Source organism: Priestia sp. P5, from assembly GCF_029522155.1.
Classification (GTDB): domain Bacteria; phylum Bacillota; class Bacilli; order Bacillales; family Bacillaceae_H; genus Priestia; species Priestia megaterium_E.
The window spans coordinates 811,457-826,771 of sequence record NZ_JAKWFJ010000001.1 but is presented as its reverse complement, the minus strand read 5'-3'; the positions used below and the strand labels follow the sequence as shown (position 1 = coordinate 826,771).

The 15,315-nt window shown below is 38.7% G+C and carries 17 protein-coding genes; 5 read left to right on the top strand and 12 right to left on the bottom strand.

Annotated features, from left to right (window positions below):
* The 3 genes from MMB69_RS04215 to MMB69_RS04205 all read right to left on the bottom strand — a co-directional run bounded on the left by MMB69_RS04215 (position 1) and on the right by MMB69_RS04205 (position 3,311).
* Positions 1 to 1,365: an aspartate aminotransferase family protein gene (locus MMB69_RS04215; RefSeq protein WP_277447234.1), complete on the bottom strand. Its 1,365-nt coding sequence runs from the start codon at positions 1,363 to 1,365 to the stop codon at positions 1 to 3.
* A 261-nt stretch (positions 1,366 to 1,626) separates the two neighbouring features.
* Positions 1,627 to 2,319, bottom strand: a complete 693-nt coding sequence (locus MMB69_RS04210; RefSeq protein ID WP_014458532.1) for a copper homeostasis protein CutC — start codon at positions 2,317 to 2,319, stop codon at positions 1,627 to 1,629.
* A 251-nt stretch (positions 2,320 to 2,570) separates the two neighbouring features.
* Complete coding sequence (locus MMB69_RS04205; protein WP_277447233.1) at positions 2,571 to 3,311, bottom strand: polyadenylate binding domain-containing protein; 741 nt, start codon at positions 3,309 to 3,311, stop codon at positions 2,571 to 2,573.
* 165 nt (positions 3,312 to 3,476) lie between these two features.
* Between MMB69_RS04205 and MMB69_RS04200 the strand changes: the two genes are divergently transcribed.
* Both MMB69_RS04200 and MMB69_RS04195 read left to right on the top strand, forming a co-directional pair.
* A complete protein-coding gene (locus MMB69_RS04200; protein WP_372453328.1) occupies positions 3,477 to 4,904 on the top strand; it encodes a cryptochrome/photolyase family protein in 1,428 nt (475 codons plus the stop codon).
* A gap of 240 nt (positions 4,905 to 5,144) precedes the next feature.
* The gene (locus MMB69_RS04195) at positions 5,145 to 6,350 is read left to right on the top strand and encodes an ATP-binding protein (protein WP_221812607.1); all 1,206 of its coding nucleotides are present in this window, start codon (positions 5,145 to 5,147) and stop codon (positions 6,348 to 6,350) included.
* 34 nt (positions 6,351 to 6,384) lie between these two features.
* Here the strand turns inward: MMB69_RS04195 and MMB69_RS04190 are convergent, their stop codons facing one another.
* The 3 genes from MMB69_RS04190 to MMB69_RS04180 all read right to left on the bottom strand — a co-directional run bounded on the left by MMB69_RS04190 (position 6,385) and on the right by MMB69_RS04180 (position 7,461).
* Positions 6,385 to 6,558, bottom strand: a complete 174-nt coding sequence (locus MMB69_RS04190; protein WP_221812673.1) for a hypothetical protein — start codon at positions 6,556 to 6,558, stop codon at positions 6,385 to 6,387.
* Positions 6,559 to 6,691: 133 nt separating this feature from the next.
* Complete coding sequence (locus MMB69_RS04185; RefSeq protein ID WP_229754531.1) at positions 6,692 to 7,186, bottom strand: metal-dependent hydrolase; 495 nt, start codon at positions 7,184 to 7,186, stop codon at positions 6,692 to 6,694.
* A gap of 107 nt (positions 7,187 to 7,293) precedes the next feature.
* On the bottom strand, positions 7,294 to 7,461 hold the full coding sequence (locus MMB69_RS04180; RefSeq protein ID WP_274154788.1) for a hypothetical protein: 168 nt from the start codon (positions 7,459 to 7,461) through the stop codon (positions 7,294 to 7,296).
* A 123-nt stretch (positions 7,462 to 7,584) separates the two neighbouring features.
* Between MMB69_RS04180 and MMB69_RS04175 the strand changes: the two genes are divergently transcribed.
* Positions 7,585 to 7,827 carry a hypothetical protein gene (locus tag MMB69_RS04175; protein ID WP_277447231.1) on the top strand — a complete coding sequence of 81 codons (243 nt, stop codon included), beginning with the start codon at positions 7,585 to 7,587 and terminating at the stop codon, positions 7,825 to 7,827.
* A gap of 36 nt (positions 7,828 to 7,863) precedes the next feature.
* Here the strand turns inward: MMB69_RS04175 and MMB69_RS04170 are convergent, their stop codons facing one another.
* The 3 genes from MMB69_RS04170 to gabT form a co-directional block, all read right to left on the bottom strand.
* A complete protein-coding gene (locus MMB69_RS04170; protein WP_277447230.1) occupies positions 7,864 to 9,288 on the bottom strand; it encodes an NAD-dependent succinate-semialdehyde dehydrogenase in 1,425 nt (474 codons plus the stop codon).
* Between the two features lie 31 nt (positions 9,289 to 9,319).
* Entirely contained in the window at positions 9,320 to 10,690 is a 1,371-nt protein-coding gene (locus tag MMB69_RS04165) for a sigma-54 interaction domain-containing protein (protein ID WP_060746012.1), read from the bottom strand.
* 148 nt (positions 10,691 to 10,838) lie between these two features.
* A complete protein-coding gene (gabT, locus tag MMB69_RS04160; RefSeq protein ID WP_014458523.1) occupies positions 10,839 to 12,194 on the bottom strand; it encodes a 4-aminobutyrate--2-oxoglutarate transaminase in 1,356 nt (451 codons plus the stop codon).
* Positions 12,195 to 12,470: 276 nt separating this feature from the next.
* Between gabT and MMB69_RS04155 the strand changes: the two genes are divergently transcribed.
* The gene (locus MMB69_RS04155) at positions 12,471 to 12,896 is read left to right on the top strand and encodes a DUF2621 domain-containing protein (RefSeq protein ID WP_013058765.1); all 426 of its coding nucleotides are present in this window, start codon (positions 12,471 to 12,473) and stop codon (positions 12,894 to 12,896) included.
* Between the two features lie 31 nt (positions 12,897 to 12,927).
* On the opposite strand, the gene MMB69_RS04150 is transcribed toward MMB69_RS04155, so the two are convergent.
* The 3 genes from MMB69_RS04150 to MMB69_RS04140 all read right to left on the bottom strand — a co-directional run bounded on the left by MMB69_RS04150 (position 12,928) and on the right by MMB69_RS04140 (position 14,999).
* The gene (locus tag MMB69_RS04150) at positions 12,928 to 13,419 is read right to left on the bottom strand and encodes a CcdC family protein (protein WP_013058766.1); all 492 of its coding nucleotides are present in this window, start codon (positions 13,417 to 13,419) and stop codon (positions 12,928 to 12,930) included.
* 104 nt (positions 13,420 to 13,523) lie between these two features.
* Complete coding sequence (locus MMB69_RS04145; protein WP_013058767.1) at positions 13,524 to 14,081, bottom strand: DUF2179 domain-containing protein; 558 nt, start codon at positions 14,079 to 14,081, stop codon at positions 13,524 to 13,526.
* 210 nt (positions 14,082 to 14,291) lie between these two features.
* Entirely contained in the window at positions 14,292 to 14,999 is a 708-nt protein-coding gene (locus MMB69_RS04140; protein WP_028410875.1) for a cytochrome c biogenesis CcdA family protein, read from the bottom strand.
* Positions 15,000 to 15,138: 139 nt separating this feature from the next.
* On the opposite strand from MMB69_RS04140, the gene MMB69_RS04135 reads away from it, so the two are divergent.
* Entirely contained in the window at positions 15,139 to 15,315 is a 177-nt protein-coding gene (locus MMB69_RS04135) for an aspartyl-phosphate phosphatase Spo0E family protein (RefSeq protein WP_014458520.1), read from the top strand.

Genomic DNA, 15,315 nt, shown 5'->3' with positions numbered 1-15,315 from the left:
TTATTTATTCACCCACTTCTCTTCTGCTGCTTTTATCGCTTCTTCAAATCTTGTTAACACTTCATCGGTTTGTTGTTTCGTTAAAATTAATGGAGGAAGCAGACGAATAACAGCACCATGTCTTCCACCCACTTCTAAAATGACGCCTCTGTCGAAACATTCTTTTTGAATCAGCTTAGCTAACTCACCGTTTGCAGGATGACTGCCGATTTTATTAGCCGGCTTTGTTGCGTCTATGATTTCAACGCCCAGCATCAAACCTCTTCCGCGTACATCGCCAATCGACAATACTTGCTTTTGGATATGTTTTAGCTGGTTTTGAATATAGGTTCCCAACTCGTGAGCATGTGCAGGTAAGTTTTCTTGTTTTATAAATTGCAGAGTAGCTCGTCCTGTAGACATCGCAAGCTGATTTCCTCTAAATGTGCCGATATGTGCACCTGCTTCCCATTGATCAAGCTTTTTATCATATAGAACAACGGATAAAGGCAGGCTTCCTCCAATTGCTTTAGATAATACTAATACATCCGGTTCGATATCAGCGTGCTCGAATGCATAAAGCTTCCCTGTTCGCCCGATTCCAGTCTGAACTTCATCGACAATAAGCGGAATGTTTCGTTCTTTTGTGATTCTGCGAAGCTCTTTTAACCATGGAATCGGCGCGGGAACAGAGCCTCCTTCTCCTTGTACAATTTCTACTACAACACCCGCCGGAGTAACAATTCCGCTTTCAGGATCATCCAGCATATTTTCAATGTATGTACTAATGTAAGTGTGACCTTCAGCACCTACGCCAAACGGGCAGCGGTATTCATATGGATAAGGTAGAAAATGTGTATCGGGCACTAGCGCATGAATGTGCTTTTTGGGACTCGTTGTACCGCTGATGCTTAACGTTCCATGAGTGGAGCCGTGATATCCCCCTTGAAAAGATAAAATCGTTCGGTTACCGGTTGCTGTTTTTACAAGCTTCAAAGCCGCTTCAATCGCGTCTCCTCCAGTTGGACCACAAAATTGGATTTTCGCTTTATTTGCAAAGTTTTCTGGTAAACTAGCGAATACTTCATCAACAAAAGCTTCTTTCACAGGCGTTGTTAAATCTAATGTATGTAAAGGAATAGATTTTGCTAAAACGTCTTGAATTGCTTCATGAACTACGGGATGGTTATGACCTAGAGCAAGCGTGCCGGCTCCGGCTAAACAATCAATATACTCTTTTCCATCCATATCCGTGATCACGGCGCCCTTTGCTTGCTTAATCGCAATAGGAAGGCGTCTCGGATAAGACCTTGCATTGGATTCTCGTTCATTTTGCATAGCAAGCAGCATTTCATTTGATGTAAGTTGTTTCGTTGACGTTGACATATCATATCCTCCTGTTTATTCAATTGATAATGATTTTCATTAACAATTACAACAATAAATGATAATGATTATCACTGTCAATGATTATTCTGAAAATATGAAATTATTCCTATTCCACTCTAGGCGCTTAAAAATATAGCATTCTCATACGTATCAAGGGTTTGATAGGGTTTGTGATGTTTTCCAATTAGGGAAAACTATGTCATAAGTCCTTTTTTATTTGCAAATAAAAAAGTGCTACAATTTCTTGTAGCACTTCTGTTACTTTTGTTTATTCATCGTCTCTTTTGCAGCTTTTACACTCCTTGGGTCAAGCGGTTTCGTATATTGACAATTCACTCGAACTCCTGAACCAATACGAATTTCTTTCACGGGAGTAACGGATAAGAACGCTTGAAGATTTTCAGGTTTCAGCCCTTTTGTCCCGATTAAAATAATATCTTTATCTTTCATTCTTCTTAACAGTTTTTTAATATGAGGAATACCGTTTAGTGCACTTTTATCCGCTCCTGAAGTCATGACACGCTGAATTTGCTTATAGCTTAAAAGCGTTTCAAGCGCCTTTTCTTGATCACTGATTTCATCAAATGCTAAGTGGAACGTTACATTCATTTCTCCTGCCGCATCCAGCAGTCGCTTTAAAGCTTGCTCATCAATAATTTTGTCTTCTGTTAAACAGCCGATTTCAATTCCATCAATGCCAATTTCTCTTGCATAGTGAATATCTTCAATCATTGTTTGCAAATCATCTTCATCATATTGAAAAGATTGATTATGTGGACGAATCATCACAAATATTGGGATATGTATCGTTTCTTTCACTTTTTTCATCAAACCGTAGCTTGGGGTTAAGCCGCCTTCACCGATTCCAGTTACAAGGCTTATACGATCGGCACCATGTTCCTGGGCAACTTTAGCATCATGTAAGGTTGCAGCTGTGACTTCTAATATCATTCTAAAAACACCCTTTCCCCTTTAATATAGAGCTTTTGCCTTCTTTTCCCTGTATTTATACTTAAAAAACTCTACCAAACTCTCTTATGTAAGAAAACACCCAAAAGATGTGATTAATATTTTCAAAAAATTGAATGTCATGGAAAAAGAGTAAGAACTATTCTTTTTCTCATGACGTTTCAATTAATAAAATTCTATATTTATACTAAAGATTCAAAAATACATCCCTTTTATCTAGGGTAAAGGGTTTATTAAAAAGAACGTGGATGTGTTTGTTGCATGAACATCCAATCATTTAAAGAATGAGGCTGCTGATGACCAACTGGTGCTGAGAAATCGCGGCATCCGCAATCATGCATCGGCATTTGACCCATTCCTCCTTGCATTGGCGGCATTCCTCCTTGCATCGGCATCTGACCCATTCCTCCGTACATTGGCGGTGTTCCTCCTTGCATCGGCATCTGACCCATTCCCCCGTGCATTGGCGGCATTCCTCCTTGCATCGGCATCTGACCCATTCCTCCGTACATTGGCGGCATTCCTCCTTGCATCGGCATCTGACCCATTCCTCCGTACATTGGCGGCATTCCTCCTTGCATCGGCATCTGACCCATTCCTCCGTACATTGGCGGCATTCCTCCTTGCATCGGCATTTGGCCCATTCCTCCGTGCATTGGCGGCATTCCTCCTTGCATCGGCATCTGGTCCATTCCTCCGTGCATTTGAGGTAGCTCTCCGTACATTGGCATTTGCTGCATGTCTTTTTGCATAGTTGGCATTTGACTCATTCCCCCATGCATCGATGGCATTCCATCTTTCATAGGGGGCATTTCTCCGTACATTGGCATTTGATTTGCGCCTTCTTGCACCGGCATTGCCTGCATTTCTTTTGCAGAAGGCATAGGTGGCATTTTAGCAGGTTTGGGTGCTGCTTGCATATATGGATTGGATATCGGTTGTCCGGTTTGTTTCATTCCATACGAATTTCTCATTTTTAAGGGCTCCTTCCCATTCTCTTACTCTGTTTACGTTATTCTTTTTACCATCAATCTGAAATTCGTCCATAAGAAAATAGGCCTTCTACACATTCAAAATTGTAGAACGTATAAGAAAAAAGCTATAATCGAGGCAAATTGCAGATAGAAAGGTGGCACATGATGAATAAAACCATTATCGTATGGATTCGAAAAGATTTTCGGCTGGTTGATAACCCAGCTCTATTTCACGCAGCCAAAGAAGGAATGGTTGTACCTGTTTATATCCATGACGACTACGAAGAAAGCTCAATGGGAAGTGCAAGTAAATGGTGGCTTCACCATGCGCTGAATGACTTTAAAACCTCGATCGAAAAAATAGAAGGAACGCTGATTATACGAAAAGGAAACCCTAAAGATGTGTTGCAAAAATTACTCCATGAAACGAATGCACAAGATATTTATTGGAATAGACGCTATGAACCACATGCGCTAAAAAGAGATAAAGAGCTTCAAGCTTTTTTTTCAGAGCAACAAATAAATATTCGCACATTTGAGGGATTTCTCCTTCATGAACCTTGGAAAATCACAAAAGAAAATGGAGACCCTTATAAAGTATTTACAGCTTATTATAAAGCTTCTCAAAAACATTCCGTATCTTCTGCTGTAAAAAAAGTTACTTCCATACAGGCTTCCTCTAAACCGGTTGAATCTCTTTTAGTCTCCGATCTCGATTTGCTTCCAAGCATACCGTGGGATGAAACGATTAGGTCAACGTGGGAAGCTACGGAAAAAGGCGCTATTGATGTCTTCAAAACGTTTTTAAAGAATAAGCTGCTTCATTATGAAAAAGGACGGGATTTTCCTGCTGAAGCATTAAATTCGTTTCTATCTCCTTATTTTGCTACAGGACAGCTCTCAGCTCGAGTCCTTTATCATTATTTAAGAACTAAAGCTGAAAAAGTACGTTCTGATGCTTTTGAACAGCAAGCTGGAATGTTTATTCGTCAACTTATATGGAGAGATTTTGCTTATCAGCTGCTTTATCATTTCCCGCACACTACAAGTGAACCGCTTAATGAAAAATTCAAGCAATTTCAGTGGGCTGAAGGCAATGAAGAGCTTGAAGCTTGGAAAAATGGAAAAACCGGCTATCCCCTTGTCGATGCCGGAATGCGGGAGCTGTGGGAAACAGGGTTTATGCACAATCGAGTCCGAATGGTAGCTGCTTCCTTTTTAGTAAAGCACCTTTTAATTCATTGGAAACACGGAGCAAATTGGTTTTTTGATACCTTAGTAGACGCAGATTTAGCTAATAACACAATGGGCTGGCAGTGGGTTGCAGGCTCGGGAGCAGACGCCGCGCCATATTTTCGTATTTTTAATCCAATTACTCAATCAGAAAAATTTGATAAGGAAGGAGAATATATTAAAAAGTGGCTTCCAGAGCTTAAGGATATTCCTTCTTCTTATATTCATAAACCTTGGGAGGCCCCAGCAGACGTATTAGAAAAAGCAAGCGTTACACTTAATAAAACATACCCGACTCCAATTGTCGATCATAAAGCAGCTAGAGAGCGAGCGCTAGAACATTATCAGCATATCAAATAAGAGGTAAATCACGCCTCTTATTTGATATGCTGAATTTTTTTAATGTGTAAAAAATTCCCTTTCTCATCTATTTGCAACTAAAAACATGTATTTGAAATCTTTTTATAGGGTTTTCAAGCCCTATTCCCCTCCCTATAGCACATTTGATTTTTCATATTTTTTCCTATAATTTGAATATATAATAATGATTATATATGCTTGAGAACTCTCTCATTGCATAGATCTGATTGGAGTGATTCGATGCCCGTTTGTCCTTCTTGTAACTATAAGGAAGATTATAATTTTTGCAGAATGTGCGGCACTCAAGTTCGGCACACCTTCACGAACCAAGAAGATCAGCTTTTTTATCCATTAAAAGATCGAATCATTACGGATGAAAATGAACCAAAGCATCAAGCTATTTTATCTCATACCCATGATTTAGTATGTGCTATTACTGAAGATGGCATTTATGAATACGCTTCTCCTTCTTACGCTAAAACGTTAGGCGTTTATCCTGATGAGCTTATTGGACAACATGTGCTTATCAATGCGTATCCCGAAGATAAACACATAATCTCGACTATTTTAGCTAACATGAGCAAAACAAAAGATGCTTCCACATTTGAATATCGAAAGTTTCACGTGAACGGCACCATCGTTTTATTAGAATGTAAAGGCGCTCCAATTATTACATCCACCGGAGAAATCGAAGGGTTTGTATTTGTCTCACGAGACGTAACAGAAAAAAGACAAGCAGAGAAAAAGATCCAGAATTCAGAAAAACTTTCTGTCATTGGTCACCTTGCTGCAAGTATCGCACACGAGGTTAGAAATCCTTTAACAACCATTAAAGGGTTTATACAACTGTTCAGTGAGACACAGCAGCCGAAAAAAACAATGATTTATCGAGATCTCATTCAGCATGAACTTTCACAAATTGAACATATCATCACAGAGTTTATGAGTTTAGCTAAACAAGAGTACGTATATACAGACAACCTTGTTATTACCGACTTGTTAGATGAGGTATTAAAGCAATTTGAACCGGCTACTGGAATCAAAGACATCCACATCATTCGCCATTATCCACAAGAATATCCCCTGCTCGTTAGTGGACAAAAAACACAGCTAACCCAAGTATTTATTCATGTTATACAAAATGCCATTGATTCGATGGAAAGCGGCGGTAAGCTGGCAATATCGATTGAAAAATCAGCTAGAGAAACGCTGTGCATTGTGATAAAAGACAATGGATGTGGAATTGATTCAAAGCGTATCCCTCATATAGGAGAGCCTTTTTATACAACAAAAGAACGAGGAATAGGCCTAGGACTAACAATTTGCAACAAAATTATTAACGAACATAATGGTTTTTTTCATGTAGCCAGTGAAAAAAATGACGGCACAAGTATTACTATTACCCTTCCTATGAAAACGACTGAACTTTACGTAGTGGAAGCCTAAAAGAGAGATTGAGACATAACTAAATCACTTCCATTTAAAGACGAACAAATGAGATCGCACGAATCGCTCGCTTATGACACTGCTGTTGATATCCGTACAAGGCTTCGCTTTCCGCGGGCGGCCGATGAGCCTTCTCGTCGCTAGGCTCCTGCGGGGTCGCATCTAGTCTGCTTTTCCCGCAGGAGTCTTCGCCTTGCCCTCCAGTCAACCGCTAGAAGCAACTAAACAGATAACACCTACGTTCACCATTCCAATAAAAAACGAACCACCGATCAAATATTTTGATCAATGGTTCGTCATTCACCTCAGCTAACATACTGTTGTCCCAGCCTCTTCTTCCTTTAAAACAGCTGGGTGTACAGCTGATACTTATAAAGCATATAGAAACTTCCTATTACTGCCAAGTAAAAGATGAGCGTCTCTGCTCCGCTACCTGTTTCATATGTTAAAGGAGGCTTAAACTTCTTCTTGCTAAGAGGTGAGAAAAAAGGTACCCCCCGTTTAGAAAAGAAATCTCCAAGAATATGAAAAGCGTATCCATAGGCTATTCCTAATGTAAAGTCGTTGTCATACATCGTATGTAAATAAAAAATAAGTCCGCTTGCAAGAATAGAATGCGTAATACCTCGGTGTCCAAAAATAGATTTAATTATTTTTGCGAGACCAAGAGATCTTCTACCAATATATGAATTTGGTTCATCAATATCTGGAAGCAGTGCTCCAATCGCGATGCCTACAACATAAGGAAATGTAAACGAAGCGTCTCCTGTTATAGCCACGCCGGCACCGGCAGCAATCGATGTTGCAATATGTGTGTGATATCTCAAATATGCCACCTTCTTTCTTTTTCAACTTAAGGCAAGCACTGTGAACAAAATCACACATACGTTCGCCCAACGTTAACTATAAGTGAAGGTAGTAAAAATGTCAAAATAATCTATGATTACGTAAGCTGCAGACCGACTAACCCGATAAGCATCACAAGAAAACTAATAAGAGTACCCTTTCCATTTTTCTTGACTCTTCCATCTTTTTTGACAATAGAATAAATCCACGTACTCGAATACACAGCGAATCCAAGAAAACCAAATAACGTGATATATGTAAACATACCGAAACTCCTTTGCTTGTCATTACTATTAACTATACGAGATTTTATAAAAAAAACAAAGTAGTATGACGACTTGTTTAATATCTCTTTCTTTTTCTTATACTAAGAAGAGGAGGGATGGCTATGCACCAAAAGCAGTTGGAAGATATATTCGACTTTTATGGACTGAGCGAGGTTTATCGAGGCAAATTTGAGGATGTTGAACACCACTGGTTATTTAAAGACGCCGAGCCAACTATACTTGAAGATTTTTTTAACTCTCACGATTGCGAAGATCTTGAATGCTGTACTCCAGAGGAGTTTTGTTTTTTATTCATGAATTTTCAATCAATCCATGCACAAATTCCCCACGTGTACTATTACTAAAAAAGTGATTTCGCAGGAAAGCGAAATCACTTTTTATTAAAAGCCTAAAGAAATATATTTTACTTCTAAATATTCTTCAATTCCGTAATGTCCGCCTTCACGTCCAAGTCCACTTTCTTTAAAGCCGCCAAACGGCGCTTGTGGTGTAGAAGGTAGTCCATCATTTAGTCCTACAATACCATATTCTAAAGCTTCAGCAATACGAATAGCTTCTGAAATATTTTCAGTGAACACATAGGCTGCTAATCCGTAAGGCGAGTTATTTGCACGGCGAATAACTTCTTCTTCTGTTTGATACGTCGCAATTGGAGCAATTGGTCCGAATGTTTCCTCGTACATACAAAGCATATCGTCCGTTGCACCATCTACAACCGTAGGTTCAACAAACAGTCCGCTTCCCTCTTCGCATACAGCCCCTCCAGTTAAGACGTTTCCGCCTTTTGCTACAACATCATCTAAGTGGCGCTTTACTTTTTCTAACGCTTTTTCATCGATCAGAGGTCCGATATCCGTACCTTCTTCTAAGCCGTTTCCGACTTTCAGCTGACTAACAGCCGCTGCAAACTGCTCTGCGAACGGTTTAGCAATAGACTCGTGCACGTAGATGCGGTTTGTACATACGCATGTTTGACCAGCGTTACGGAATTTAGAAGCAATTGCATTTGTTACTGCTTTATCTAAATCAGCATTTGCTGTTACGATAAACGGAGCGTGTCCGCCTAATTCTAAAGACACTTTTTTAACCGTATCAGCTGCTCCGCGCATTAGCAGCTTACCTACTTCTGTAGAGCCCGTAAACGATAGTTTACGTACGCGTCCATCTTGAAGCCACGCTTCTCCAATTGCTTTTGCATCTCCCGTAACTACATTAATTACGCCTTTTGGAATACCCGCTTCCTGTGCCAGCTCTGCTAGTCGAAGAGCCGTTAGCGGCGTTTGTTCTGCCGGTTTAATAACCGCTGTACATCCAGCTGCTAAAGCTGGCGCTACTTTACGTGTAATCATAGCTGCCGGGAAGTTCCAAGGTGTAATAGCTGCCATGACTCCCACAGGCTGCTTATGAGCAAATAATCGTTTATTAGGAGAAGAAGCTGGAATTGTTTCTCCGTAAATGCGTTTTCCTTCTTCTGCGTACCATGAAACGAATCCGTTGGCATAGCCAATTTCACCTTTTGCTTCTTTAAGAGGCTTGCCTTGTTCGACTGTCATTATTTCAGCAAGTTCATCGGTATGTTCTTCAATCAGCTGATGCCATTTAAATAATAATTTACCGCGCTCTTCTGCTGTTTTTTTAGACCATGTTTGAAACGCCTCATAAGCAGCGTCTGCTGCTAGCTTCGCTTCTTTTTCTCCACCTTTTGCAACAGTAGCCACTACTTCATTTGTTGCTGGATTTACCACTTCGTATGTATCATTTGCTGAAACAAATTCTCCGTTAATATATAAGTTTGCTTGCTTCATATTTCTTCACTCCCTGCTTAAATTTATCTACTCAATGTTCTGTGCTGTCCGAAACGTACTTTCGAATTTTACGACTCGCTTGTGATTGGCTAATACCAAGCTGTTCTGCTACTTTATAAGACGACCTATGCTGTTCAAACGCCTTTATGACCATCTCTTTTTCCACATGTTCAATCATTTCAGGAAGCGTATGGACAGGTGGATCGATAGCAAACTCTTTTGCAAAAGGCAAATCTTTAAGCGTAATCATTTCTTCCCCTGTAACAACCAGACGCTCAATGATATTTTCTACTTCACGAACGTTTCCTTTCCATTCTTGTCCTAAAAACGCATCTAACGCCTTTGGTGATAAACGTACATTACGTTCGTATACTGTATTAAAATGGTGAAGAAACTGATAGACAAGCGGCAGAATATCTTCTTTTCGTTCTCGTAAAGGAGGAATGGTAATCGGCACTACGTTTAGCCGATAGTACAAATCACGTCTAAACTTTCCTTCTTCCACCATTTGTTCTAGATTTTGATTCGTAGCAGCAATAATTCGTACGTCTATTGATACTGCTCTTGTTGAGCCCACTGGACGAATGGTACGGTCTTGCAGTACGTGGAGCAACTTACTTTGTGCTGAAAGAGAAAGTTCACCAATCTCATCTAGAAAAAGCGTGCCTTCGTTCGAAAGCTCAATGATCCCTTTTTTCCCTTCTCGAAATGCTCCAGTGAACGTACCGCCTTCATAGCCAAATAGCTCTGATTCAATAAGCTGTTCAGGTAGCGCTGCACAGTTAAGTTCATGATACGGCTGCTGTTTTCTTGTACTAAGCTGGTGAAGCAGTTTTGCTACTCTGCTTTTTCCTACTCCTGTTTCTCCAAGTAAAAGAACGGTTGTATTTACAGAAGCAACTCGTTGAATGGTTGAAAAAACTTTTTTCATCGCTTCGCTTTTTGTCACGATGCCTTCTAAATCGACGGCTTCGTTTAACTCTTTTTTATAGTTTTCAAGCTGTTCTTCCATCTCTTCTACTTTTCGTTTTAATTCCATCAAGTCTGTTAGATCTCGTGAATAGCTAATAACGCTTTTTAAATGACCGTCGTTTGTAAATACCGGCCTTGTCCGCACATGAAGATACCGGCCTGAGTTTGTTTTTTGAACCAATTCAATCGCTTGATTGGATTCAATCACTTTTAACGTGGCGGAAGGATAAAAAATACCCATTTCCTGCAGTTCTTTTACGTGCTTTCCAATAAAATCTTCCACTTTCAAAGCATAGTTTTTTTCACACTCTGAATTTACAACTAACACATATCCATTCGCATCAGTTACAAAGATTTCATCAAATGATGACTCAAATATATCGTAAAGTTCGTCGTTAATTTGCTGAATATGCTTTTTATGAATGGTCATTTGAATCACCTTTTCGTCAAAAAATAATTATTATTTTATTTTATCAGAAAATGAAAAATCTATAAATAGAGTGTCCAAACATACCCATTCTTTGTGATTCATGAAGAATGAGTGAAGAGTTCTCTCTTCACTCATGCCTCAATCTCTCTTATACTTCAACCGTTTGCTGCACGCTTGCTTCTAGTGCTGCTTCAAAAATAGCTAAGCCTTCTTCTAGCTGCTCATCCGTAATAACAATTGGCATTAAGATACGAAGAACGTTTCCAAATACTCCTGCGCTAAGCAATAATAATCCACGTTTGTTTGCTTCTTTTACGATACGCTGTGTAAGCTCCTTGTCCGCTTCTTTTGTTTCACGATCTTTTACAAGCTCGATAGCAGACATAGCACCTAATCCGCGAATATCACCGATACAGTCATATTTCTCTGCTAGTTTTTCAAATCGTGATGTTACCACTTTTCCAAGGTACTCACCGCGTTCGTTTAGCTTTTCTTCTTCAATGATATCAAGTACAGCTAAAGCTGCTTCACATCCAAGAGGACTTCCACAGTACGTTCCGCCAAGCTCACCAGGATTAGATTCATCCATAATTTCAGCACGGCCAATGACACCGCTGATCGGTACGCCAGCTCCTAGTGATTTTGATACCGTAATTAAATCAGGCTCAACGTCAAAATGTTCAATACCGAAGTAGCGGCCCGTACGTGCAAATCCTGCTTGAATTTCATCTGATACAAATAAAATTCCATGCTCTTTACATAATTGATACACTTCTTGCACAAAACGTTTACCTGGTACGATGAAGCCACCTTCACCTTGAATCGGCTCCATTACAACAGCTGCAATCGTTTCTGGTGCTACTTCTGTATTTAAGAAGTTTTTGAATTCTGTAATCATGAAATCTTCGTATGCTTCAACTGATAAACCTTGTGGACGGCGATACTCGTAAGGATATGGAGCTTTGTATACTTCAGGAGCAAACGGTCCAAATTCATATTTATATGGTTTTACTTTACTTGTCATTGTCATTGTCATTAATGTACGGCCGTGGAAACCGCGGTTAAAGGAAATAATTCCTTGACGCTTTGTATATTTACGAGCAATTTTCACTGCGTTTTCTACAGCTTCTGCTCCGCTATTTAAAAGTAATACTTTCTTGTCAAATTCACCAGGTGCAATTGCTGCCAATCTTTCTGCAAGCTCTACATATGACTCATACATCATTACGTTAAATCCTGTGTGAATAAAACGGTCTACTTGTTTGTGAAGCGCTTCTTTTACTTTTGGATGACTGTGTCCTACATTGATTGTGCCAATTGCGCCTACGAAATCAATAAACGTATTGCCATCGACATCTTTAACGATCGCCCCTTCAGCCGTATCAGCAAATGTCGGAATGCCATAACTTACACCTTTCGGAATGGCACGGTGTCTTCTATCTAATAATTGCTTTGCATTTTCTCCCGGTAAATTTGTTGCTACTTTGCTAAAAGTTTGACTCATTTTTTATCTTCCTCTCATATTAAATAATTCTTCAATTAATTTATATGCAAAAAACGTGCCAACTTTTAGAAAGCTGAAAAATAAGCATTTTTAGATAATTCTAACGATAATTCACTTATCAATGAGTCTATATAAACTTACTTGCGAGTCAAAAAGGACTCACCCCTCGCACAAAGTACAGGAATTTTATATTGCCATAAAAGGAACAAGGCTTTTATAATAAATGTATAAATATAGTAATGTTATGATTGACCTCTTTATAAAGGAGTGAAAAATATGCTAGAGGGCTGGTTTTTATGGGTTATTTTATTTTGGGTGGTCTTTTTAATGAGCATGTTTGCTATCGGCGGATTTTTTATGTTCAGGAAATTTTTAAAGCGCTTACCAAAAGAAGACGGCATGTCTGAGCTTGATTGGCAAGATCACTATCTTTCCAAAACCGTCCACCTTTGGTCAGCGGATCAAAAGCAGCTATTAAACGTTCTTGTTGAACCAGTACCTGAACTATTTCGCGATGTAGCCAAACAAAAAATCGCGGGAAAAATTGGGGAACTTGCAATTGAGGAACAAGCAGCCTCTATAACGGAAGACTTAATCGTACGTGGATACATTTTAGCTACGCCTAAACGTGATCATAAATTTTTATTAAAAACTTTAAAAAAGCAAAAAATAGATGCCGTCCCCTATCAGCATTTATTTTAAATCAAAAAAGGTGGCTGCGTAGCCACCTTTTTTAGTTTAATATCGTTGTATTAGCAAGACGATCATTATGCAGCTTTCGTTCGAGCTTTTTGTACGATGTGTACATCGCAATGCGCCAAGGTACAATCATACCAAATGCTAAAATCCAGAACATACCGCCAAGCTGGCCAACATCAATTGAAGAACTTAAATATATTTTCATTGCAATTCGAATAATAAGTAAACCAATAATAATGAATGCAAAAGCTTTTGAACGCTTCAAGTAAATATGATCGTCACGAATTTCAAATTTAGACGTTTTAATTAACAGGATTGAGAAAATCATGCCTGCTATTAACGCCTCAAGCAGTTCTGCACCCGTTACTCGAAACATTGGAAAAATAAACATTAACGCTCCCGTACTCATAAAAAAAGGCGGAAGTATAATTTTTTTTGCATTCGTTGGTTTATCAGCAGCTTTCATTCGAACAACTAATATGAAAGAAGCCATAAAAATTGCGACAAGTGTTGAAGCAATAACCAATGAAATCCTTCCTTTACTATAGTTTAGTGTTTACTTATATTATAATCCAAAAAACATCAGAAGTAAAAGTGCAACAAAAAAACAGAAGAGGATCTCTTCTGTTTTTATTTAGTAGAGGTGATATCTGCTTTTGCTTTTTGCTTTTGTTTTTGCTTTTTCATTGCTTTTAGTAAGAACCCGCCTTTAAATTTACGCGGCTCGTATGAAATAATGAAAGCACGAGGCTCATATTCTTCAATGAATGCTAATAGCTCTTCTTCTCTACTTCTTTTTGTTAAAATGTCTAATCTATAGCGTGCACTGTCTCTTCCTTCTCCTTGGTAAACAGTAACACCAAAACCTTCCTGTCGAAGGCGGTTAATCAACTCTTCATTTTTGGTCATAAGGTTAACTAAGAATGTTGTATATCCGATAGCAAGCCTAGATTCGATATAACTTCCAAGGATAATTCCCACTCCAAACCCAACTGCATATACAACCATAGCAAGCGTGCTTTGATCTCCTGAAAATACAAGGGATAAGCCGAATACATAAATTAACGCTTCAACAAATCCAAAAACCGAGGCATACATACTCATACCTTTGACTAAAAAAATTGTGCGCAGCGTCAAGATCGGTACATAGATCAGTTGCAAAAGCAAGATTAACAAAATATCTTTCAATTTATACACCTCTTTTTAACAATTAAAAATATGACGATTTCATTGTATCACTCCGTATTTATAGAAGATATAGTAAAATAAATTTTTTCTATATATTTTTTCACACCATATTCTTGTATGTTTCCTAAGAGCGAAAGTAACTATTTTGTCTTTTGAAAAATAAAAAGAATCTGCCAATTCTCAGATTCTTTTTTGTATCATCTTCCCTTTTTAAAAGCCCGTAAACCCTCCAAATACGCTCGTTGTATAAATAATAATTTTTGTCATCCAGTCAAAATACAAAATAAATCCCATGCCAATCATTGCATATCCGCCAACTTTCATCATGGAATTCATATGTTTTTTTAACCAGTTCATTTTCCCAATAAAAAACGTCATAATAAAAAATGGAATAGAAAATCCAAGTGAATAAGCTATCATATACAAAAGGCCAGAGCCTGGGTTTGTCGCTGCAAGCGCCATAACCGACACTAAAATAGGGCCCGTGCAAGGAGTCCAGCCCGCAGCAAAAGCCATGCCTATGAAAGAAGAACCTAAGAGACCAGCAGGCTTATTTGCGAATCTAAGCTTATGCTCTTGCATAAGAATTCGAGGCTTAAAAATCCCTAGTACAACTAGACCAAAGAAAATAATAAGAATAGCGCCAATCTGCCGAATTAAATCCTTATAGTTAAAAAACCACTGACCAATAAAGGACGTCGCAAAACCAATCATAATAAAAATGACAGAAAACCCAAGCAAAAAGAAAGCTGTGTGAATAAAAGCTTTTCGCTGATGTGACTTAGCGCCTTCCTTTAGCTCGCTAACTGATACTCCCGTTATGTACGATAAAAAAGCTGGGTACAAGGGCAAACAGCAAGGTGAAATAAACGATAAAAAACCTGCACCAAATGCCAAAAACAAATTTAAATCTCCCACATTTCCCACTTCCCTTTTTTGTTCTTTTTGTTCTTTTTCGTTACCATTTTGTAACCAAATTGTCTTATCTCACTTCTTTCAAATAGTACCATTATCTTGTATAATTAGGTAAACGACTTGTTAGAAGGGATACATAGCATTGGCCAAAAAAGATATTCTATTAGCGATTGAAAAGAAACGAGAAGAACTCATCCGCATAGTCCGAGTAAGTGGATTAAATTCTCCACCTGCTATTAAACATAGTCAAGAATTAGATCATTTATTAAACGTTTACAATGAATTCCCTGCTCAAACGACAGAAACAACCTCTCCATGA

Excerpts from the sequence above, each read along its gene's own strand:
- gabT (WP_014458523.1), bottom strand. The coding sequence starts at position 12,194 with ATGAGTCAAACTTTTAGCAAAGTAGCAACAAATTTACCGGGAGAAAAT.
- MMB69_RS04205 (WP_277447233.1), bottom strand. The coding sequence starts at position 3,311 with ATGAGAAATTCGTATGGAATGAAACAAACCGGACAACCGATATCCAAT.
- MMB69_RS04175 (WP_277447231.1), top strand. The coding sequence starts at position 7,585 with ATGCACCAAAAGCAGTTGGAAGATATATTCGACTTTTATGGACTGAGC.
- MMB69_RS04165 (WP_060746012.1), bottom strand. The coding sequence starts at position 10,690 with ATGACCATTCATAAAAAGCATATTCAGCAAATTAACGACGAACTTTAC.
- MMB69_RS04195 (WP_221812607.1), top strand. The coding sequence starts at position 5,145 with ATGCCCGTTTGTCCTTCTTGTAACTATAAGGAAGATTATAATTTTTGC.
- MMB69_RS04200 (WP_372453328.1), top strand. The coding sequence starts at position 3,477 with ATGAATAAAACCATTATCGTATGGATTCGAAAAGATTTTCGGCTGGTT.
- MMB69_RS04180 (WP_274154788.1), bottom strand. The coding sequence starts at position 7,461 with ATGTTTACATATATCACGTTATTTGGTTTTCTTGGATTCGCTGTGTAT.
- MMB69_RS04215 (WP_277447234.1), bottom strand. The coding sequence starts at position 1,365 with ATGTCAACGTCAACGAAACAACTTACATCAAATGAAATGCTGCTTGCT.
- MMB69_RS04210 (WP_014458532.1), bottom strand. The coding sequence starts at position 2,319 with ATGATATTAGAAGTCACAGCTGCAACCTTACATGATGCTAAAGTTGCC.
- MMB69_RS04155 (WP_013058765.1), top strand. The coding sequence starts at position 12,471 with ATGCTAGAGGGCTGGTTTTTATGGGTTATTTTATTTTGGGTGGTCTTT.
- MMB69_RS04170 (WP_277447230.1), bottom strand. The coding sequence starts at position 9,288 with ATGAAGCAAGCAAACTTATATATTAACGGAGAATTTGTTTCAGCAAAT.